The sequence below is a fragment of the Ursidibacter sp. B-7004-1 genome (assembly GCF_053654055.1).
The window spans coordinates 21,117-41,853 of the sequence record NZ_JBSIUP010000005.1 but is presented as its reverse complement, the minus strand read 5'-3'; the positions used below and the strand labels follow the sequence as shown (position 1 = coordinate 41,853).

Annotated in this window: 22 protein-coding genes; 6 read left to right on the top strand and 16 right to left on the bottom strand. The window is 38.8% G+C overall.

All coding sequences use genetic code 11. The features are described from left to right. Positions 1-53: 53 nt before the first annotated feature. Complete coding sequence (locus ACWIW0_RS02755; protein WP_454452112.1) at positions 54-614, top strand: LOG family protein; 561 nt, start codon at positions 54-56, stop codon at positions 612-614. 78 nt (positions 615-692) lie between these two features. Continuing rightward, entirely contained in the window at positions 693-2,051 is a 1,359-nt protein-coding gene (gene mnmE / locus ACWIW0_RS02750) for a tRNA uridine-5-carboxymethylaminomethyl(34) synthesis GTPase MnmE (protein WP_454452111.1), read from the top strand. A gap of 89 nt (positions 2,052-2,140) precedes the next feature. On the opposite strand, the gene ACWIW0_RS02745 is transcribed toward mnmE, so the two are convergent. Further along, a complete protein-coding gene (locus tag ACWIW0_RS02745; protein ID WP_454452110.1) occupies positions 2,141-3,040 on the bottom strand; it encodes a LysR family transcriptional regulator in 900 nt (299 codons plus the stop codon). 112 nt (positions 3,041-3,152) lie between these two features. On the opposite strand from ACWIW0_RS02745, the gene ACWIW0_RS02740 reads away from it, so the two are divergent. From ACWIW0_RS02740 to ACWIW0_RS02730, 3 genes are all read left to right on the top strand, one after another. Next, positions 3,153-4,622, top strand: a complete 1,470-nt coding sequence (locus ACWIW0_RS02740) for an SLC13 family permease (protein ID WP_454452109.1) — start codon at positions 3,153-3,155, stop codon at positions 4,620-4,622. A 14-nt stretch (positions 4,623-4,636) separates the two neighbouring features. Further along, positions 4,637-5,236 (top strand): histidine phosphatase family protein, encoded by a 600-nt coding sequence (locus ACWIW0_RS02735; protein WP_454452108.1) that lies wholly within the window; start codon positions 4,637-4,639, stop codon positions 5,234-5,236. Between the two features lie 123 nt (positions 5,237-5,359). Continuing rightward, positions 5,360-7,237 (top strand): LTA synthase family protein, encoded by a 1,878-nt coding sequence (locus tag ACWIW0_RS02730; protein WP_454452107.1) that lies wholly within the window; start codon positions 5,360-5,362, stop codon positions 7,235-7,237. A gap of 278 nt (positions 7,238-7,515) precedes the next feature. Here ACWIW0_RS02730 and ACWIW0_RS02725 read toward each other — a convergent pair whose 3' ends face one another. Further along, positions 7,516-9,381, bottom strand: coding sequence for an SLC13 family permease (locus ACWIW0_RS02725; RefSeq protein WP_454452106.1), 1,866 nt, complete (start codon positions 9,379-9,381; stop codon positions 7,516-7,518). Between the two features lie 160 nt (positions 9,382-9,541). On the opposite strand from ACWIW0_RS02725, the gene ACWIW0_RS02720 reads away from it, so the two are divergent. After that, on the top strand, positions 9,542-10,360 hold the full coding sequence (locus tag ACWIW0_RS02720; protein WP_454452105.1) for a shikimate 5-dehydrogenase: 819 nt from the start codon (positions 9,542-9,544) through the stop codon (positions 10,358-10,360). Positions 10,361-10,495: 135 nt separating this feature from the next. Here the strand turns inward: ACWIW0_RS02720 and ACWIW0_RS02715 are convergent, their stop codons facing one another. From ACWIW0_RS02715 to epmA, 14 genes are all read right to left on the bottom strand, one after another. Beyond that, the gene (locus ACWIW0_RS02715) at positions 10,496-11,914 is read right to left on the bottom strand and encodes a DHA2 family efflux MFS transporter permease subunit (RefSeq protein ID WP_454452104.1); all 1,419 of its coding nucleotides are present in this window, start codon (positions 11,912-11,914) and stop codon (positions 10,496-10,498) included. An 87-nt stretch (positions 11,915-12,001) separates the two neighbouring features. After that, positions 12,002-12,241 (bottom strand): FAD assembly factor SdhE, encoded by a 240-nt coding sequence (locus ACWIW0_RS02710; RefSeq protein ID WP_454452103.1) that lies wholly within the window; start codon positions 12,239-12,241, stop codon positions 12,002-12,004. Further along, positions 12,242-13,186 carry a 4-hydroxy-3-methylbut-2-enyl diphosphate reductase gene (gene ispH, locus ACWIW0_RS02705; RefSeq protein WP_454452102.1) on the bottom strand — a complete coding sequence of 315 codons (945 nt, stop codon included), beginning with the start codon at positions 13,184-13,186 and terminating at the stop codon, positions 12,242-12,244. After that, entirely contained in the window at positions 13,187-13,675 is a 489-nt protein-coding gene (gene lspA / locus ACWIW0_RS02700) for a signal peptidase II (RefSeq protein ID WP_454452101.1), read from the bottom strand. Between the two features lie 37 nt (positions 13,676-13,712). Then, positions 13,713-14,294 (bottom strand): flavin reductase family protein, encoded by a 582-nt coding sequence (locus ACWIW0_RS02695; RefSeq protein ID WP_454452100.1) that lies wholly within the window; start codon positions 14,292-14,294, stop codon positions 13,713-13,715. A 63-nt stretch (positions 14,295-14,357) separates the two neighbouring features. Continuing rightward, entirely contained in the window at positions 14,358-14,696 is a 339-nt protein-coding gene (glnB, locus tag ACWIW0_RS02690; RefSeq protein WP_454445146.1) for a nitrogen regulatory protein P-II, read from the bottom strand. Then, the gene (locus ACWIW0_RS02685) at positions 14,693-15,601 is read right to left on the bottom strand and encodes an FkbM family methyltransferase (RefSeq protein WP_454452099.1); all 909 of its coding nucleotides are present in this window, start codon (positions 15,599-15,601) and stop codon (positions 14,693-14,695) included. Before ACWIW0_RS02685 ends, glnB begins: the two co-directional genes overlap by 4 nt. Before the next feature lie 10 nt (positions 15,602-15,611). Next, positions 15,612-16,205: a molybdopterin adenylyltransferase gene (gene mog / locus ACWIW0_RS02680; RefSeq protein WP_454452098.1), complete on the bottom strand. Its 594-nt coding sequence runs from the start codon at positions 16,203-16,205 to the stop codon at positions 15,612-15,614. Positions 16,206-16,258: 53 nt separating this feature from the next. Continuing rightward, positions 16,259-16,621 (bottom strand): YbaN family protein, encoded by a 363-nt coding sequence (locus tag ACWIW0_RS02675; RefSeq protein ID WP_454452097.1) that lies wholly within the window; start codon positions 16,619-16,621, stop codon positions 16,259-16,261. Positions 16,622-16,699: 78 nt separating this feature from the next. After that, positions 16,700-17,491 carry a glycosyltransferase family A protein gene (locus tag ACWIW0_RS02670; RefSeq protein WP_454452096.1) on the bottom strand — a complete coding sequence of 264 codons (792 nt, stop codon included), beginning with the start codon at positions 17,489-17,491 and terminating at the stop codon, positions 16,700-16,702. Further along, positions 17,488-18,219, bottom strand: a complete 732-nt coding sequence (gene lpxH / locus ACWIW0_RS02665; RefSeq protein WP_454452095.1) for a UDP-2,3-diacylglucosamine diphosphatase — start codon at positions 18,217-18,219, stop codon at positions 17,488-17,490. The genes ACWIW0_RS02670 and lpxH overlap by 4 nt, the downstream gene beginning before the upstream one ends. A 38-nt stretch (positions 18,220-18,257) precedes the next feature. Continuing rightward, the gene (locus ACWIW0_RS02660; RefSeq protein ID WP_454452094.1) at positions 18,258-18,785 is read right to left on the bottom strand and encodes a DUF1523 family protein; all 528 of its coding nucleotides are present in this window, start codon (positions 18,783-18,785) and stop codon (positions 18,258-18,260) included. Between the two features lie 8 nt (positions 18,786-18,793). Then, complete coding sequence (locus ACWIW0_RS02655; protein ID WP_454452093.1) at positions 18,794-19,585, bottom strand: TatD family hydrolase; 792 nt, start codon at positions 19,583-19,585, stop codon at positions 18,794-18,796. A 55-nt stretch (positions 19,586-19,640) separates the two neighbouring features. Next, positions 19,641-20,624 (bottom strand): elongation factor P--(R)-beta-lysine ligase, encoded by a 984-nt coding sequence (gene epmA / locus ACWIW0_RS02650; RefSeq protein ID WP_454452092.1) that lies wholly within the window; start codon positions 20,622-20,624, stop codon positions 19,641-19,643. Between the last annotated feature and the right edge of the window lie 113 nt (positions 20,625-20,737).

The window sequence follows — 20,737 nt, the reverse complement described above, 5'->3', positions numbered from 1 at the left end:
TAAAAGTTTGTTATGATTTCGGCACACTTTACTGAAAATAGGAATAAAAAGAAATGAATATTACCGTTTATTGTGGTGCAAGCCTAGGTAATAACCCAAAACATCAACAAGCTACCGTCCAATTAGGGCAATGGATTGCTCAGCAAGGGCATACTCTCATCTATGGCGGTGGAAATGCAGGGCTAATGGGGCTAGTTGCTAACACTGTCTTAGAAAATGGCGGTAAAGTGATCGGTATTATGCCGACTTTTTTACAAGAACGAGAGCTTGCTCATACAGGCTTAACGGAAATGATCAGCGTTAATTCAATGTCGGAACGAAAACAGAAAATGATTGAATTGGGCGATGTGTATATTGCTCTTGCAGGTGGACCGGGAACACTAGAAGAAATCAGCGAAGTCATTTCATGGGCAAGAATTGGGCAAAATAATAACCCTTGTATTCTATTTAACAGCGACAATTACTACCAACCGCTCCGACAATTTTTTGATAAGATGGTCGAACAAGGCTTTTTAACAAAAACGGATCGGCAAAAAACACTGTTTTCCGATGATCTGAACGAAATCACCCATTTTATTGCCCACTATACGCCCCCTGAAGTAAGACGCTACTAATTTGCAAAAAATTTGCCGTAACTTACCGCTTGTCAGGTACAATAAGCTTATTTTCAAATCCAAATAGAGAACATATAGATGAAAGAAACCATTGTGGCACAAGCTACGCCAATTGGTCGTGGGGGGATCGGTATTTTACGCGTGTCTGGCCCACAAGCTGCCGAAGTAGCTCAAGCGGTATTGGGTAAATGTCCAAAGCCGAGAATGGCTGACTATCTTCCTTTTAAAGATGAAGATGGCACAATTTTAGACCAAGGAATCGCTCTCTTTTTTAAAGCACCAAATTCATTTACAGGGGAAGATGTCCTTGAATTACAAGGGCACGGTGGGCAAGTTATTTTAGATATTTTGCTTAACCGCATTCTCAAAGTTAAAGGTATTCGTATTGCACGAGCTGGGGAATTTTCGGAGCAAGCCTTTTTAAACGACAAACTTGATCTTGCTCAAGCAGAAGCGATTGCTGATTTAATCGATGCGACATCAGAACAAGCCGCTCGCTCCGCATTAAAATCACTGCAAGGTGAATTTTCTAATAAAATCAATCAACTAGTAGATTCTGTAATCTATCTTCGCACCTATGTTGAGGCTGCGATTGATTTCCCTGATGAAGAGATTGATTTTTTAGCAGACGGTAAAATCGAAACAAAATTAAACGAAATTATTGCCCAATTAGCGAATGTTCGCCAAGAAGCCAAGCAAGGCACTATTTTGCGAGAAGGAATGAAAGTGGTTATCGCAGGTAAGCCGAATGCAGGCAAATCCAGCCTACTCAACGCATTGGCTGGGCGAGAAGCCGCCATTGTAACCAATATTGCAGGTACAACTCGTGATGTGTTGCGTGAACATATTCATATTGACGGAATGCCACTACACATCATTGATACAGCTGGTTTGAGAGAAGCCAGTGATGAAGTAGAGAAAATCGGGATCAAACGAGCTTGGGACGAGATTGCTCAAGCCGATCACGTTTTATTGATGATTGATAGCACCGAATCACAGAGCGAAAATTTCCAACAAGAATGGGCAGATTTTTTAAGTAAATTGCCGACAAATATTCCCGTTACCGTTATTCGCAACAAAGTTGATTTGACTGGCGAAAGTGAGAGCTTAGTGAAGGTGGATAACTTTACGCTTATTCGTCTCTCTGCACAGACTAAAGTAGGCGTAGATTTACTGCGTGAGCATCTCAAAAAATCAATGGGTTATCAAAGCTCTACGGAAGGTGGATTTATCGCTCGCCGCCGCCATTTAGTTGCATTGGAAACGGCATCAGAGCATTTACAGCGTGGACACATTCAATTAACGCAATTCCACGCAGGTGAGCTACTCGCCGAAGAGTTACGTCTTGTTCAAAACGCATTAAGCGAAATCACTGGGCAATTTACTTCAGACGATCTACTGGGCAACATTTTCAGCTCTTTCTGTATTGGGAAGTAGCTGAATTTCAAAGAAGCTAAGCGGTCACTTCCCCATAATTTTTTGTAAAAGTTTATGGGGAGCTGACCGCTTGTTTAATGTTTAAATTACTAACTTTCTATATTTGATAGCTGATCTAAAAGTGTCATAAATCGACTCATTGCAGGGGAAATATATTTATCTTGCTGGAAAATATAATTAATCCCACGTTTGAATTGAAATTCCTGCAAAGGAATCTCTACAAGTAAATTTGTGCGTAGTTCATTAACAACAGATAATTTAGAAACAATTGAAATACCTAAATTATGCATTACACAATGTTTAATTCCCTCTAAACTATTTATTTCCATTATATTAAGTTCATTAATTTGTGCCTGTGTGAAATGTTGAAAAAGAAATTTTCGTGTTTCCGATAGATTTGGCTTGATAATCAATTGTTCTCTTTTCAATTTGTCAAAACCACAATGTTTGAGGCTAGCAAGTGGATTTAATGGAGATGCAATAAGAATAAGTTCGTCTTCGAAAAAAGTATGCGAGAGATATCGTTGTGGATCAAAATAAACTTGATCTGACATAATTAAAAAATCAATTCTGTGATTATCTAAGCCCTGAATTAACTGTTGTGAGGATAATATTTCTATTTTTAATTCAACATTAGGGGATTGTTTTTTATATTGAGCAATGACTTTGGGTAATAAATAAACACCAACAAAATGGCTAGCTCCCACAATAATTTTTCCATAATTAGGATCGTCATATTGGTGAATATGTTCAACAGAGGTTTCTAAGGTATTCAATACTTTTTTAATGTATGTTCTAAAAATTTTCCCTTGTTCAGTTAAATAGAGGCGATTATTGATTCGCTCAAATAATACCGTATTTAATGATTCCTCTAATTTACGAATTTTTATACTCACTGATGGTTGAGTACAAAAAAGTTTCTCCGCAGTTTCTGTTACATTTAAACATTCTGAGAGTACCATAAATGTTTTAAGTTGATTTAAGTTCATACAAAACCATAAATATTCTTTATAATTTATATATAATAATACAATTATTTAAAGGGAAATCAAGCGACTATAATTTGCCCAGTTAATTGGTTATAAATTGGAGTCTTTGATTATGAATACGACAACATCAACAACCACAAATCTTAATCCCCCTAAAGAGCAGTGGTTAAAAAAACTCGGTATTCCATTAGCCTTATTGGTACTATTTGTGCTGATGTTTATGCCAACCCCTGAAGGCTTAACCGTTGAAGGACAAAAAGCGATCGCTATTTTCTGTAGTGCTTTAACCCTTTGGGTATGCGGTTCTATCCCTATTTATCTGACCTCATTACTTGTCATTATTTTATTACCACTTACTCAAACAGTTGCTAAAGAAAAAGTTGTTTTTGCAACGCTCGGTTATGATGTTATTTGGTTAATGGTTTCTGCATTCGTACTGACATCTGCAATGATTAAATCCAATATCGCTCGCCGATTTGCGTTGTGGATGATCACCCATTTTGGGCAAACGCCACGCAAAGCGATGTTTGTTTTAGTATTAATTAATTTTATATTAGTCTTTTTTGTGCCATCTACAACGGCAAGAGCCTCATTAATGGTGCCGATTTGCTTAATCTTGCTAGAGATTTATAGAGCAGTTCCTGGTGAAAGTAACTTTGGTAAATTGATGATGCTACAAGGTGTGCAAGCCGATGCGATTGCCACCTCTGGTGTGATGACAGGAACTGCAGCAAACATTATTGCGGTGGGCTTTATCAATAAACAAGCTGGTGGAGATATTGGTTACATTGATTGGTTAATTGCCTCTTTCCCTATCGCATTTATTGCAATGATGATCTCATTTATGATTGGGTTTAAATTATTCTCAATGAAAAAAGAGACTCATTTTTCTGAAGCTCTTGGACGTTTACAAGCGGAGTATCAGAAATTAGGTAAACTTACCCTTGATGAGAAAAAAGCAATGGCAATTTTCTTGCTTACCGTAATACTTTGGGCAACAGAAGATTATCAAAAAGGCTGGTTTGGGTTTGAAATTAGTGTCTATATGACCGCTGTTATTGCTGCTGTATTATGTTTAATGCCTAAAATTGGTTTATTGACGTGGTCTGAAGCCAAAATTAAATGGGATCTAATGCTATTTGCTGCAGGTGCTTATGCCGCAGGGAATACCTTAGAGTCCACAAAAGGTGCTCAATGGATTATGGATAAAGTAGTGCAAGGCTTAGGTTTGGAAACAATGAGTCATACGGCAGTTTATATCGTGGTTATTTTCGTTTGTATGTATAGCCATCTTATTTTTACCAGTAAAACAGTTAGAACAACCATTTTAATTCCATCAATTATTGCATTGGCACAATCATTGGGAATGAACCCCGTAACACTTGCTTTAGCTGCTTCATTTACTCTGACTTATACAATTACATTACCGCCACATTCCAAAGTCAATACAATCTATTTTGCAACAGGTTACTTTAGTGTGTTAGATCAAATGAAATATGGCTTAATCACTTGTTTTATTAGTGCATCCGTCATCAGCTTGGCTGTGTTCACTTGGTTCCAACTACTTGGTTATAGTCTATAAGGAAGGAAAATAAAATGCGGTTAATTTTATTACGACACGGCGAAACCCTTTGGAATAAGGAACATCGTTTACAAGGACATCAAAATTCTCCCCTATCAGAGCGGGGAATCAGCCAAGCAAAAGCGATAAAACCAATTATTGATAAACTTTCTCCACAATATGTGATTAGCTCCGATCTCGGACGAGCATTACAAACAGCAGAAATTATTGGTTATCCCAATGCAATCACAGACAAAAATCTTCGAGAGCTTGCAATGGGCGAGTGGGAAGGTCGAAGAAAAGAAGAGATCATTTCAGAAAATCCAACGCTATATCAAGCGTGGCGTGATGGTGAATATACCCCAGAAGGAGCTGAAACTTGGCGAGATTTTTGTCAGAGAATTTCAACAGCTCTCTTTAATTGGGCAAAAAGAAATGACGGTGATACCTTAGCGATTGTACATAGTGGCGTAGTTCGTGCGGCTTGTGAAAGCCTTGTTTCTCTCTCCACAAAGCACTTATTACCCGTTACACAAGGTACACTAACAATTTTTGAAATTACACCTTCCAACCCAATTAAATTGGAGGCCTATAATTTAGGTGGATTTATTCCAGATCTCAATGTAGCGGACTAATCTAAAGCGGTTACTTTCCCATAATCTTTTACAAATTTTTATGGAAAAGCAATCGCTTACTTTTCTATTTAGCAAAATTAGCTTACTATTTCACAACATTTAGTTATCTTGTCAGGTTGCACTATGCACTTCGCCATTCTACCGATTCGGATCATTCTCTTTGCATTATTTGCCTTTGGATTATGCCGTATTGGTTTATATTTTGTTCATTATGATTATTTCTCACCATTAACACTTTCTGAAGTTGCCAAAGGGTTGGTCAAAGGCATTCAATTTGATAGTGCCACCACAATGCTTTTTTGTTCGCCAATGTTGGTGCTGTTAAGTTTACCTTTCAAAGCCATTCAACAAACGAAATGCCGTACATTGTTAGTTTGGCTGTGTGCTTTAATGATTTTTGTAATGTGTGCTTACAGTTTAGGCGATCTCACTTATTTTGGCGAAGTACAGCACCATATCGGTGCGGAAATTCTCAATTTGAGTGCCGATCAAGGTGCGTTAATTGAAATTGCACTCAGTTCTCGCTTAACTTATACCTTAGGCAGTTTAGTTGGTTTAGTGTTGTTGGGCGTTTTGTGGTACTACGCCATTCAACGTCCACTTACAAAGCAGGCAATTCTTCCGCAAAATAAATGGCTACGTTTAGCTATTTGGCTGTTACTTGCAGGGATCTATTTCATTTTATTTAGAGGGATTATTCTTTCTAGTCGCCCAATCAATTTAAGTGATGCTTTTACAGGAAGTAAATTACAACAAGCTAATCTTGCCTTAAACCCTGTTTATACCACTTATCGAGAAAGCCGTAATCGTTTAAAAGAGCAACCACTCAATTATGTTTCTTCAACGGAATTGCAAAATTTTGCAACCAAGCAACCGCTTATTTTTAAATGGCAACACCCTGAAAATAAGCCAACGAATAAAAATGTGGTACTCGTGTTATTAGAAAGTTGGAGCTACAAATATATTGATGCGTTAGCAGGTGGAAGCTATAAAGTTACTCCATTTATGGATAGCCTAGTGGCGAAATCTCAAGTGTGGGATAACTACTACGCAGCGGGGCAACGTAGCATTGTTGGTATTCAAGCAGTTCTATCTTCAACGCCTTCGCTACAAAGTCAATCCACCCTTGGTTTTGGCTTAGAATTAAAAGAGATGAGCCGTATTGCTCAGATTGCCAATCAGCACAATTACCGTACTGTAATGATGCAATCTTCTGCACGCCGTTCGTTCCATATGGATAGTATTGCTAACGCACTGGGTTTCCAAGAATATTATGGCAAAGAAGATGTTCCGCTCTTACGAGAATATCCACAAGAGCAACCCCGTTTTGGTTGGGATTATGATGCGTTGCAAGCCTTTAACCAAAAGTTAAGTGAACCAGCAAAAAAACAGCCATTCTTTGCGTTTATGTTTACAGGAACAACACACGAGCCATTTCCTAAAATTGGTAGTGAATTCGAGTTATACCCACACGATGACCAAGGCGAAAATGGTTTCCTAAATACACTAAAATATAGTGATTGGGCGTTACAGCAGTTTATGCAATCAGCCGAAAAACAGCCTTGGTATCAAAATACTGTCTTTATTTTTACGGCTGACCATACGCTAAATGCAGAAAGTGATGATAATTTGCCACAGCGTTTCCATATTCCGTTGGTCATATTTAGTCCTGATGGTTCGTTACCGCCAGCACGTCATAGCGAATTGGCATCGCAGTACGATGTATTCCCTTCCATTATGGATCTATTAGGTTTTAATCAACCAATTTATACCTTTGGGAAATCGCTGTTTGCGAATGAGAAAAGTGAAAGCGTAATGCTTAATCAAGGTGATACGGTTGGAATGATTACACCAACAACGTGGGTAGGTTTTACTCCTGAAAGTATTCAAGAGAAGGCTAAGAATTACTCCACTAAAGATGATCAGGTTCTGCAAAACCTAAAACTAAAAATGCAATATGCCGATCAGCTTTTACGAGAGAATCGTTGGGTTGCAGATTAAATAAAAAACTGCTCTATAAATGAAAGCAGTCGAATTATTATGTAAGGTGGGCTAAGGCCCACCTCAGACTGATGACAAACTTCAAAAGAACGTAAAATCTGTAGGGTGGGCTTTAGCCCACCATCTTTAAAATCAATAAGTTACAAAATGGTGGGCTTAAGCCCACCCTACACGAAATAAGTTCGTCAATAATCTGAGGTGGGCTAAAGCCCACCTTATAAATTCTATATTTCTGACGTTCGTCAGCAGTAATAATAACTGGTTGCTAAAATGAGTTTCTAGTTTAATGGAAATAATAATGGCACTAAGAACACCGACAATAGCATTACTAAAATTGTGAATGGTACACCAACTTTAATAAAATCCATAAATTTGTAATTACCAGGTGCTAGCACCATTGTATTAACTGGCGAAGACACTGGCGTAATAAAAGATGCTGAAGCTGAAATTGCAACAATCATCGCAAATGGTGCCGCGGAATAATTGAGCTGTTGAGCAATTGCAATCGCAATCGGCATCACTAAAATAGCGGTTGCAGTATTGGAAATAAAAGCACTTACAATAGAAGTAAAGACAAAGAGCACAATTAGGATAAAATGGATATCCATTCCCTGCATAATCTCTAATAACATACCGACGATTAGATCAATTCCCCCTGTTTTTTGTAACGCAATAGAAAATGGCATCATTCCCACAATCAAGATTAGGCTTGGCCAATGGATTGATTCATAAGCACTTTTCATATCAATACAACGGAATTTTCCTAACATTAAACAGGCAATGAGAGCAGCAATAACATTTGGCACAATGCCTGTGATCATCAATACAACCATTGTAAATACTGAAAACAGTGCGTGTGGTGCTTGGCTTAATGCTGGGGCGGCTTTTTTACTCTCTTCAGGTGTATTGAGTAAAAAGAAATCACGACTGGTTTTATCCATTTCTAGAATTTGCTGCCAAACGCCCATTACCAATAAGACATCACCAAATTTTAATGGTGTATGAACAATGTTATCTTGCAGAATCTCACCATCACGTTTTATACCCACTACGGTTAATCCATAAGTAGAACGAAAACGTAACTCGTTAATGCTTTTACCGATACTGCCTGTTTCTGGCAAAATGGAAAGCTCTGCCATTCCGACCGATTGAGCGTGATCAGAAAGATATTCTCCTTTTAATTCAATATTTTTTAAGCCAAATTGTTCACAATGATGTGCAAAGGTTTCACTATCCACTTCAACATCAAGCAGTAAAATATCTTTATCTTGCAAAGTAACGGTGCCATAAGCACTTAATGTAATTCGGCGGAAACGTTTGACTCGTTGAATAGCAACAATATTTAAGCCATATTCATCGCGTAGATTGAGTTCATTGATGGTTTTGCCAATCAAAAGAGAATTTGCAGTAATGACGACCATTTTGGCTCGTCCTGCAAGCTGATATTCATCAATAAATTGATGCATTGACGAACGCGTATTACGCTCAGTACTTAAATTTTCACCATTATCTAACCAACGGCGAGCAACTAACATATAGCCAACACCCAAAACTAAGACTGAAACACCAATAGGTGTAAAACTGAAAAATCCAAATCCATCAAAGCCTGCTTTGATCAGCTCTGAATGTGCAACGAGATTGGGTGGTGTGGCAATTAGCGTCATCATTCCACTGATTAAACCCGCAACACTTAATGGCATCATCAATCTTTTGGGGGAAATCCCCATTCCAGAGCAAATGGCGAGAACCACAGGAATAAAAATAGCCACAATTCCCGTTGAACTCATAAATGATCCAAGCCCTGCAATAGATAGCATCAGTAGTATTAGCACACGAGTTTCACTTGCTCCAGCCATTTTCATTAACCATTCACTAACTTGATAAGCAATCCCCGTTCTGACTAAACTTTCTCCCACAATAAAGAGTAGAGCAATAAGTATCACATTGGGATCACTTAGCCCTGCAAATACTTCTTTTGTGGTTAAAATACCGCTCAAGCTGAAGAAGGTAATGACCAATAAAGCCACAATATCCATTCGGAGCTTATTACTCATAAATTGCCAAATGGAAAAAACGAGTAATGCAAGAACCCAGAATAGCGAATGTTGTAAAAACTCAGGAAAATAATGAGAAAATGCGTGCATAACAAACTCCGATAACAAAAACTACCAAATTATAACCAGTTTAATCTGTAAGCGGTTGGTTTCAATCTATTTTTTACAAAATTTCTATTTATTCATCAGCAACGAGTTTATAGTAAGATATTAGCCTTTTACTTCATTACCCTATCCATAAGGACGAACTATGTTCATCAATAAAGATACCCAGCTTTGTATGTCGCTTTCAGGCAGACCGGGTAACTTCGGCACACGTTTTCATAACTACCTATATCAAAAACTAGGCTTAAATTTTATCTACAAAGCATTTACGACCAAGGATATTGAACACGCAGTAAAAGGGGTGCGAGCATTAGGTATTCGTGGCTGTGCTGTTTCAATGCCTTTTAAAGAGAGCTGTATGCCGTTTTTAGATGAAATTTCGCCATCGGCTGCAGCTATTCAATCGGTAAATACTATTGTGAATAGTAACGGTTACCTAAAAGCCTATAACACCGACTATATTGCGATAGCCAAACTTATTGCAAAAAATCAGCTTGATCCTACCGCTTCTGTTATCATTCAAGGCAGTGGCGGAATGGCAAAAGCAGTGGTAGCAGCCTTTCGTGATACAGGGTTTGACAATGTGAAAGTGGTTGCTCGCAACGCTCAAACAGGAAAATATTTGGCAGATTTATATGGCTTCGATTATTTCCCAACACTTGAAAATCTAACTGCTGATATTCTTGTGAATGTTACTCCAATCGGAATGGCGGGAGCGAAAGAAGCGAATGGTATGGCTTTCCCAACATCACTTATTGATCAGGCGAAAGCCGCCTTTGATGTCGTTGCACAGCCAGCAAATACCCCCTTTATTACTTATGCGACCAAACAAGGTAAACAAGTGATCTCTGGTGCGGAAGTGATTGTGCTACAAGCTGTTGAACAATTTGAGCTTTATACAGGACAATGCCCCGATGATGCACTTATCGCCGAAGCTGCGGAATATGCTAGGGTGAGTACTTAGAGATAGATAAAAAAGATAGCACCAACATCATACGCTGGTGCTATTTAATGTTTCTACAAGCGGTCAGTTTTTGCGGATTTGTTGCAAATCCTACTGTTGTTTTTGGTACGAGTGAAGTACTCGTACCAGATCTTTCTACCTCCTAGTATGTGCAACAAATTTTAAGGATAGGTAGAGAGCAAATAAGCTCATTATAATAGCTATTCCAAACGCGAGTTGAACGCCGTAAAGGGTGGCAAGACGTGAGGCGTTGGTATCGGCAATATAATAAGTACGTTCACCAATATGGGTTACGCCCACGAAGAATGCCGCACCAACTGCCCCAGCAATGGGGTTAATTGTGCTAATAATCGCTGTGCCGTGTGGATACATCTCTTTGGGTAAATCATTTAGTCCGTGTGTTTCTGATACCATTATCATTGAAACAGCGATAGGTAATAATGTGAAGATCGCTGTTAGTAGCCATTGAGAGCTATCAATTTTAAAGTAGCACAACATCAAAACAAATGTCATCAACATCAATATAGCACCGGGCAATACCACCGCTCTTGCACCTCGTTTATCTAATTGATTGCCCATTATCGGCGATAGAAAGGCTTGAATAACACTACCAGGGAGTAAAATTAACCCCGTTATGGTGCCTGAGAATAACACCACTTGTTGTAAATACATTGGTATAATCAATTCTGTACCAATAAAGACAAACATTAAAGTCGCTAAGATCAACATAGCATAACGATATTGTTTAAAGCGAAAGATACTTAAATTGATCAATGGCACTTCTAGCAAAAACTGGCGTTTAACAAACCAAATCACCAAGAGTAACGCAACGCTAAACAGTAACAGGAAAAGAGGTAATCCAAGTATGGTAAAGTTGCTTGTAGCATAGACAATCCCCCCTAAGCCGAAGACTGAAAGCAAAACAGACAGGCAATCAATTTTTGGCTTGTTGATCGGTTGTAAATTCATTTTCAAAAAACATATAGCCAGTCCAATCGACAGCAGAATGAAAGGCACAGTGAGTAAAAAGAGATAACGCCAACCGAAGTAATCCACAATAATACCCGATAAGGTTGGACCAATCGCTGGTGCGACCATAAACATCATTGTGATAAAGCCGATGATTGTCCCTCTTCGATGTGGTGGGTAAATCAATAAAATGGTGTTAAATAAAATCGGGACGGTAAATGCCGCAGAGATTGCTTGAATGATACGTCCACTCAATAAAATTGGAAATGTAGTGGCAAAAGCACAGATCAGCGATCCAGCCAAAAAGGTGATCAAAGTCACTAACAGCATTGTGCGAGTGGTAAACCATTGAATAATGTTTGCCGTCAGCGGTGTAAAGGCTCCCATTACTAATAGAAACCCTGTTGCCATCCATTGAACGGTGGTTTTATCAATGTGAAATTCGTGCATTAAATGAGTTAGTGCCACATTCAGCAAAGTTTCATTCAGATAACCAAAAAATGCTCCTATCAGCATTGTAAAAGTAATCAATTTGGTTGGAAATTTAGGATCTTCCCCAAAAAATTCGTAATTTGTTTGTGTCATTTTCATCTTCTTATAAAGAATAAGCGGTCAGTTTCCGCAGATTTTTTGCAAAAAATCGCACGAAACTGACCGCTTGTTACAGGAAATCTAGTAGCTTAGTTTAGAACGAATGAGTTCCACCATTGCTTGTAATTCTGCGGTGGGAGCTGGCAGTTGGTTCATAAACCAGCGGAAAAGTTCAGGATCACTATAACCCAGCATTTCGACAAAAGTTTGCTGTTCTGCGGGGCTAAGTTCATCAAAATATTGTTGATAGAATGGCATAATCATTTTGTCTAATTCACGCATTCCACGGCGACATTCCCACTCAATTTTAAAACGGTTCATTTATTGTACCTCTGTAATACGTAATTCGCGTGGCACTTCAAAGACGGTATTTTCTTCACAGCCTTCTAATTCACTTACTTCCGTTACCCCTAAGGTTTTTAGATGCTCGACTACCGATTGAACTAGCACTTCTGGGGCAGATGCACCAGCGGTAATCCCAATCGTATTTACTCCACTTAACCACGTTGGGTCAATATCTTGTGGTCCATCAATCAACTTTGATGGCGTGCCAATGCGAGAGGCTAATTCGGCTAAACGGTTAGAATTCGATGAATTTTTAGATCCAACAACAAGCACTAATTGAGCTAATTTAGCCAACTCTCTGACAGCTTGTTGGCGGTTGGTTGTGGCATAACAAATATCGTTTTTACGAGGCCCTTGGATTGCAGGATATTTCTGTTTCAAGGCTTCAATTACATCACTAGTGTCATCAATAGAGAGCGTAGTTTGGGTCATAAACGTTAAATTCTGATCGTCTTTTAACCCTAATTTAGCAATATCTTCCACATCTTCGACTAAGAAAATCCCCCCTTCAGGGTTGTCATATTGCCCCATTGTTCCCACAACTTCAGGGTGTCCTTCGTGCCCAATCAAAATGGCTTGTGTCCCTTTTTTACTGGCTCGAGCCACTTGCATATGGACTTTGGTTACAAGCGGGCAGGTTGCATCAAAAACTTTCAATTCTCGGCGTTTAGCTTCGTGTCGCACCGCTTGAGAAACGCCGTGAGCGGAGAAGATCACAATCGCACCGTCTGGCACTTCATCTAACTCTTCGACAAAAATCGCCCCTTTGGCTTTTAAACCATCAACCACAAAGCGGTTATGTACAACTTCGTGGCGGACATAAATCGGTGCACCGTGAATTTCAAGGGCAAGTTCTACAATTGAAATTGCACGATCAACTCCCGCACAAAATCCCCTAGGATTCGCTAAAATAATATTCATTTAATCACTCTTTTTCGTTTTTCGATGCTCTAAAATAGACTCTAAAATCAACAAGCCTGCACCGACCACAATGCCAATATCGGCAATATTAAACACAGGATAATGATAAATATCCCAATAAAAATGTAAAAAATCAACGACATAGCCGTTATACGCTCGGTCAATAGCATTACCAATCGCCCCACCAATAATTAACGCATAGGCACAATTTTGTAGCTTGAGTTCTGCTTTGTTTTTGTAAAGCATTACTACTAATGCGATAGAGATCACAACTGCTAAGCCTAAAAAGAAATATTTTTGCCAACCCGAATGATCCGCTAAAAAGCTAAAAGCTGCACCATAATTACGGACATAAGTAAGATTAAATACGGGTAAAATATTGATACTTTCGTGTAGTTCGAAATTTTGTACTACAATATATTTTGTCCATAAATCGACTATAAGGGTGACTAAACTTACCCATAGCCACGCTAGACCTGTTTTTTTCATTGAATTTCCTTTGGTTTTTAATATCAGGATAACAAAGTTAAGCTCTAAAGTTTTTACCTAAACACTCTGTTAAACCTTGATAGTGTCTAAAATTATAAATAAGTGGTTTCCATTTTTCAGGATTGATTTTATTTTCTTGGAAAACCAAATCAGATTGAGCATAAACTTGCACAATTTTGAGCTCAATAATCGCATACCCTTCTCTTTCAGTGATAGCTGAAATTTGAGTTTCTGCTTGAATAGGGCATTCCAAAATACGAGCAGGTTTTATTTTTTGTGACGCTTGAGAAGTAAAATTTCCTTTCGTAAATTTATCATCACAAAAACTATATATCCCTTTTTTGAAGTCGGGTATTTCCATTTTAGCAGTAACATCAGCGATGGCTTCTACTTTTTTCCATAGTTGTTCATCAGGAATATTTAATACAGCTTCTGGGCAAATTAATAAATTTTCATAGGCTTTCCCTTGAGTGCTTAAACCAATTACTACATTGTTACCTAAACACCAGCTAGATGAAATTGGAGTAATGTTCGTTTTTCCTGCTGCATCGCAAGTTGTCAGCAAAATAACAGGGAAGCCGTAATAAAACATCTGTGGGTTAATTTCAATATGCATCATTTTTCTCCTTATCTTTAATAAGACCAAGTTACAAATTTCGTACTTCATTTAACCACTTGTTGATTAAATCGCCTCTTCGTTTTCTTCGCCTGTGCGGATACGGATCACACGCTCAACATCATAAACGAAAATTTTACCATCACCGATTTTACCTGTTTGTGCGGTATCAATAATAGTCTCAATACACTCATCAACTTGCTCATCGCTAACGATAATCTCTAATTTGACTTTCGGTAGAAAATCAATCGCATATTCCGCTCCACGATAAAGCTCCGTATGCCCTTTTTGACGTCCAAATCCTTTCACTTCAGTTACTGTCATTCCGGTAATGCCGACATCGGTTAATGCTTCACGTACATCATCTAATTTGAATGGCTTAATAATGGCTTCAATTTTTTTCATTTTTCTTCCTTTAATAACAATGGTACTTCACCGTTAATTAATTGTTCTAGTGAAATTGCTTTGACCAATAATTGTTTTAATGTAAATATCTTGTGCTGTGCTGTGCTGTGCTGTGCTGTGCTGTGCTGTGCTGTGCTGTGCTGTGCATTAGCATCATTATTTGGAAAGCAAAGTAAATTGAGATCATATCCATCATCTAACTTTTCTGCGTTATAAAAATTATTTTGTTGATAACGTTGTGATGCAACCCAATAGGCTTCATAGTTTAGTTGATGAATAATCGCTAGTGTTTTTTCAACAGAGTAAGAATGTACCTCAATAAAAATGGCTGGTTTTAGTCGTTCAATTAGTTTTGTAGCACCTTTTAATACGGGAATATCAAAACCTTCTGCATCAATTTTTAGCAAACTTAGCTGTTCTAAGCGTTGGGCAGGAGCAAAATCATCTAAACGTACTGTGTCAATTTCTTCTTGTGTAAATGACCCATTAAATTGTGCTTCAGTACTAAACCCTTTATCTAGTGAAAAACTGCCATAATTCCAAGGTTGGCTATAATCACAACTTTCAATCCAACGTTTTTCGGAAACGTCACAAACGCCCATTCGATAGGTTTCTACGTTCGTTAGGTTATTTAACGAAAGATTACAGCAGAGCTGTTGAAAAATAATCCGTTGTGGTTCAAAACAGAGTAATTTCCCTTGTGGGATCGCTTTGGCAATAGGCACTGCGTGCATACCTATATTTGAGCCAACTTCAATTACATTAGCATTCGGAGTTAATAGAGAATGGAAAATTGCGACTTCAACATCAGACCATTCGCCATAATGGGCAGAGATATTGCTAATCATATCGCCTTGGATAAGGTTAAATTTACCCCAGCGTAAATCTTTTAAGTAGGTTTGCATAAATTATTCCTTAACGCCTTGCTGATTTTGGTCTAAAACTTTCACAAATTTCAGGGCGTGTTTCAATATAAATTTCGCTTAGTAGTTGTAAGCAGTAAGGGATTGCACTGAAAATACCACGAACGATAACAGAACCATCAGTACCTTTAACACCCTCTAAGGTTTCCTGAATGGCTTTGGGTTGCCCTGGTAAATTTAAAATAAGTGAACTATGGCGAATAACGCCCACTTGACGTGAGAGAATGGCTGTCGGTACAAAATGTAAACTCACTTGACGCATCTGTTCGCCAAAGCCGGGCATTTCACGATGAGCAATAGCGAGTGTTGCATCTGGAGTAACATCACGTTTGGCGGGGCCTGTTCCGCCAGTGGTTAGCACCAAATGGCAAGCTTGCTGATCGACTAATTCAATGAGTGTTTGCTCAATGACATCTTGCTCATCAGCAATAAGGCGAGTTTCTACTTCAAATGGCTCACAAAGTGCGGTTTCTAACCATTTCTGTAGGGCTGGAATACCTTGATCGACATATACACCTTGAGATGCTCGGTCGGATACAGAAACCAAACCGATTTTTAGGGTATCTTTACTTAAACAAGCGGTCATTTCTTCTCACTTTTTTACAAAATTAAACTGCCTGTTATTCTAACCTTGCAAGGCTACTTTTCCAACGTTTTAATTTTAAAGAAGAAATAATAATACTGAACGATGACTGTGATCACCAACGCCAATTTTCCCCAAAAGTTCGGCAGGGTAAAAAAGGCAAAAATACAGAAAGGGGCAGAAAAGGCGAGAATAGAGATTTTTTGTTTCATCGTCATTGCACGTTTTTGGTCGTATTCTTTAAGATATTTATGGTAGATTTTTGTCCCCATAAACCATTGTTTTAAGCGTTCAGAGCTTTTGCCAAAACAGTAAAGGGCTAATAAGAGAAACGGTGTCGTTGGTAAACCGGGTACAACAACGCCGACCAAACCTAACGCAATGCTGATAAAACCTAAAATAATATAAATCGCTTTCATAAACTAAGTGAGAATAAATCGCAAGTAAAGATAATATGCTGATTTGAGTTATTTTTCAATGTTCGAGCGAGAAGTAATTTATTCCCATTCCAAATTCATCGGGTGAATACCCGTTTTATCGCTATTTAAACATTGTTGTAGCTGCATAACTTGTTCACAGATTTTTTCTGTAACCGCATTCGCTTGTGCCATTTCTTGTTCACCAACATTTTTTCGGTGTTTTTGGAATAATACCGCATCAAGTAAATATTCGGCGTGCATTCCTTCTCGGCAAAAGTGCAAGACCCCAGCATCATTAAAGGCAGTTGCCACATTGGCTATTTTTGTTGTAGCGATGCCCAAAGCACCATCTTCGCCCCCCAATGTTCTAAATAACGCTTGTTGGGGAAAACCGCCACAGGCAAGGAAAAATGATCGGCGGAAAACAACATTGCCACCACAAGTCATTTGCATATATTGCCAAGCGTGAGCAAATTGTGGGTGGGTTGCATAACGTTCTGCTAAATCCACAGGTTTCAAGCGTAAACGGACGAGTGCGGTTTCAGGTCGGAATTGAAAAATCGCTTGAGCCACTTGCAAGGCTTGTGGTTCATAAGCATCATCGGCGTCTAAAAATGCAATAAATTCAGCGTCACTTTGCAATGCTCCCCAATTTCTTGCTTTTGCCACACCACTATTTTGTGGCATTTTTTCTACGCGAATTTTATTAGGAACTTGGTTTGCAAAATGATGTGCGAGTGTGAATGTGTTATCTGTTGAACCGTCATCAATAAGCCATAATGTGCCTAACTCCGTTTGATCTAACACACTTTGCACTGCTCGTTGTAAGGTCTTTTCTGCGTTATAGCAGGGGATAATGACATCAATCATTTTCGCTCCAAATTAAACTGAAAGCCTTGCTTATCTACGGCTAAGATAGATGCTGTTTTGCCCCAATCGCCAAGCACAATGCGGGTAAATAAGCGGTCAGATGTTGCAAATTTTTGGCAAGAATGCACCGCTTGTTTATGGGTATGTCCGTGAATAAGCCACTCAATTTGATATTGTTCTGCTATTTGAGCAGTAAATTGTGGGTTTACGTCCATAATTTCAGCAGGTTTTGTGCGTTTATCTTGTCGGCTTTTGGCTCGGATTTTTTGAGCGATATGTAAACGTAAACGGAGTGGCAGTAAAAGAAAAAGTGCTTGTCGCCATTTTTGGTGGACTTTTTGGCGGAAGCGTTGATATTTCACATCATCAGTACAGAGTGTATCTCCGTGGCAAAGTAACGTTGAATGTCCGTAGAGATCGATTTTGTGATAATCAGGCAACAAAATTAGCCCCGTTTCTTTGGCAAAACGTTTGCCGAGTAGGAAATCGCGATTACCGCAGATAAAATAGCAAGGAATATCTTGTTGCGAGATATGGCGAATGGCTTGTTTAACTTGTTCAATTAAGGGGGAGTTTTCGTCATCGCCAATCCAAAAATCGAAAAGATCGCCTAAGATATAAACTGCCTCCGCAAGCGGTGCTTTTTCTGACATAAATTGCAAAAATAAGTCAGTGATATCAGGTTGATGCTCGTTAAGGTGTAAGTCAGCAATAAAATATGTGGTCATAATAGATTAAAGGGCGTGCTAGACGCCCTGAATTGTGATTATTTAGAACTATCAAACCAACCGCGTACAAGTTGTACCGAAAGGAAGAAAGTTAATGCAAAGAATGCGTAGAAAATATAGCTAAACCAAGGGGTTGAGTTAGTTTCGCCTTCCGTAAGTGGTTTAATTGAAACAATATTTCTAAATTCATTTAGCCAGTTAATTCGCCAGCCGTAATATTTTATTTCTACTTGCTGTTTTTCGTTAGCATAGGCTTGTGCTTTGGCTTGGATATCAGCAGATCCAAATTTAAAATAAGGTGGTAATCCCCAGCCAGTATCTTCATTACGATAAACCATTACTTTTTTACTTTCAGGCTGTTCTGTGAATAAGAAATAAACATCACGCACTTCGCCATCAGGTGGGTTGGCTTTACTAATTACGCCATCTTTATCCATTCTGCGAACTTCCATTCCTGTTACCACTGTGGTTTCATAAGATGGCATTGCATAATTTACTGCACCAACTAGTACAATATGTAGCGATAACATCACTAAAATGAGAAAGTATTTTAAGATTGCTTTCATAACAGCTCCTATAAGTTCAAATTAAATAAACGTTGTACGTTTTGAGTGGTGATTTCTGCCATTTGTTCCACTGAAACACCTTTTAACGTGGCTAAATATTCACAAACTTCTCGCACATAGGCAGGTTGGTTCGGTTTACCACGATATGGAATAGGGGCAAGGTAAGGCGAATCGGTTTCAACCAATAAGCGATCAAGCGGGACTTTTCGAGCAACATCTCGCAATTCTTCTGCATTACGGAAAGTGATAATCCCCGAAATCGAGATATAAAACCCAATATCTAAGGCTCTTTTTGCCATATCCCAATCTTCGGTAAAGCAATGTAACACGCCACCGCACTCTTGTGCATTACCTGTTTCAAGAAAGTGCATTGTATCTTCTCTGGCTGATCGCGTGTGGATCACTAAAGGCTTTTTGACCTGCTTTGCAATCTCAATTTGCTGTTCAAAGAGTGATTGTTGTAAAACTTTGGTTTCAGGTGTGTAGTGATAGTCTAACCCTGTTTCGCCCACCGCAACCACTCGAGGATCTCGCACATAAGCCAGTAATTTTTCGTAGTCGAAGGGTTCATCTTCGACATTAAGTGGATGAACGCCACAAGAAAGCGAAACTTCTGAACGATGTGCCGTAAGCTGTTTCATTGCTTCAAAGCGACCAACAGTTGTACAAATTGAAATAAGATGTTGTACACCACGACTTTTCGCATTCTCAATCACTTCATCGACATCTTTATGACGAGTTTCGTAATCTAGGCTGTCTAAGTGGCAGTGCGAATCAATAATAAATAAGTTATTTGACATAATTTCCTAAAATAGCAATAAATAAGAACTCTTTTTTGTAAAAAGTTTTGCAATTCTAAGCTCTTTCAACCCCGAAAGCCATTACTTCATCAATACGCTCTGCATTCATTGCAATCATCAGCAAGCGATCAACACCTAACGCAACCCCAGAACAATTTGGAATACCAGCTTTGAGTGCATTTAAAAAACGGTAATCGAGTTGCTGTGGTGGCAAGCCCATTTCATTGCGTTGTAAGTTATCCAACTCAAAACGGCGGATTTGTTCTTTCGCATCACTTAACTCGTGAAAACCATTAGCTAATTCTAATCCTTTATAGTAGAACTCAAAGCGTTCTGCTACACGATGATCTTCTGTGCTAATTTGAGCCAATGCTGCTTGCGTTGCAGGGAAATGATAAACAGCGGTTGGACGATCTTTGCCGATATTGGCTTCAACTACTTCACTAAATAAAAATTGCAACAAAGTATCTCGTTGCTCATTTTCATCGCATTGCAATCCGTATTCCTTCGCCTTAGCAACAAGTTGTGCTTTGCTTGCAGAAAGGGGGTCTAAACCCACATAAGTTTGGAATACGAATTGATAACTAAATGACTCCGCAGGTTCACAATCTAAAATTTGTTGGAGTAGATCATCAACTTCATTGATTAAGCGATACATATCAAAATGCGGGCGATACCATTCCAACATTGTAAATTCAGGGTTGTGTCGCTTACCTGACTCTTCATTGCGAAATACGCGACAAATTTGGAAAATCGCACCACTGCCACTCGCTAGCAAGCGTTTCATATGGTATTCAGGGCTAGTGATTAAATGCAAGGTTTTCGCTTGGCTGGCAAAGGGCGATAAAAATTGAGTGTTAAAGGTAGAAAGATGAACATCGGTGACTGAAAATTCACTCATCGCAGGTGTTTCCACTTCAAGCACGCCACGCTCTGTAAAGAACTGGCGAATTTCCCCCATAATTTTGGCTCGTTTCAGTAGGTTTTGAATAGGCGCTGAAGGTTTCCAGTCTATCTGTTCATTTTGCAAATTTTCCATAAAATCTTACCGCTTGTCGTTGTAAAAGTAGCACATTATAGCAGATAGCCGTGTGAGAGAAAAAATTTGACTGTACACAAAAGCGGAGTACCATTTACCGACTATTGAATTTT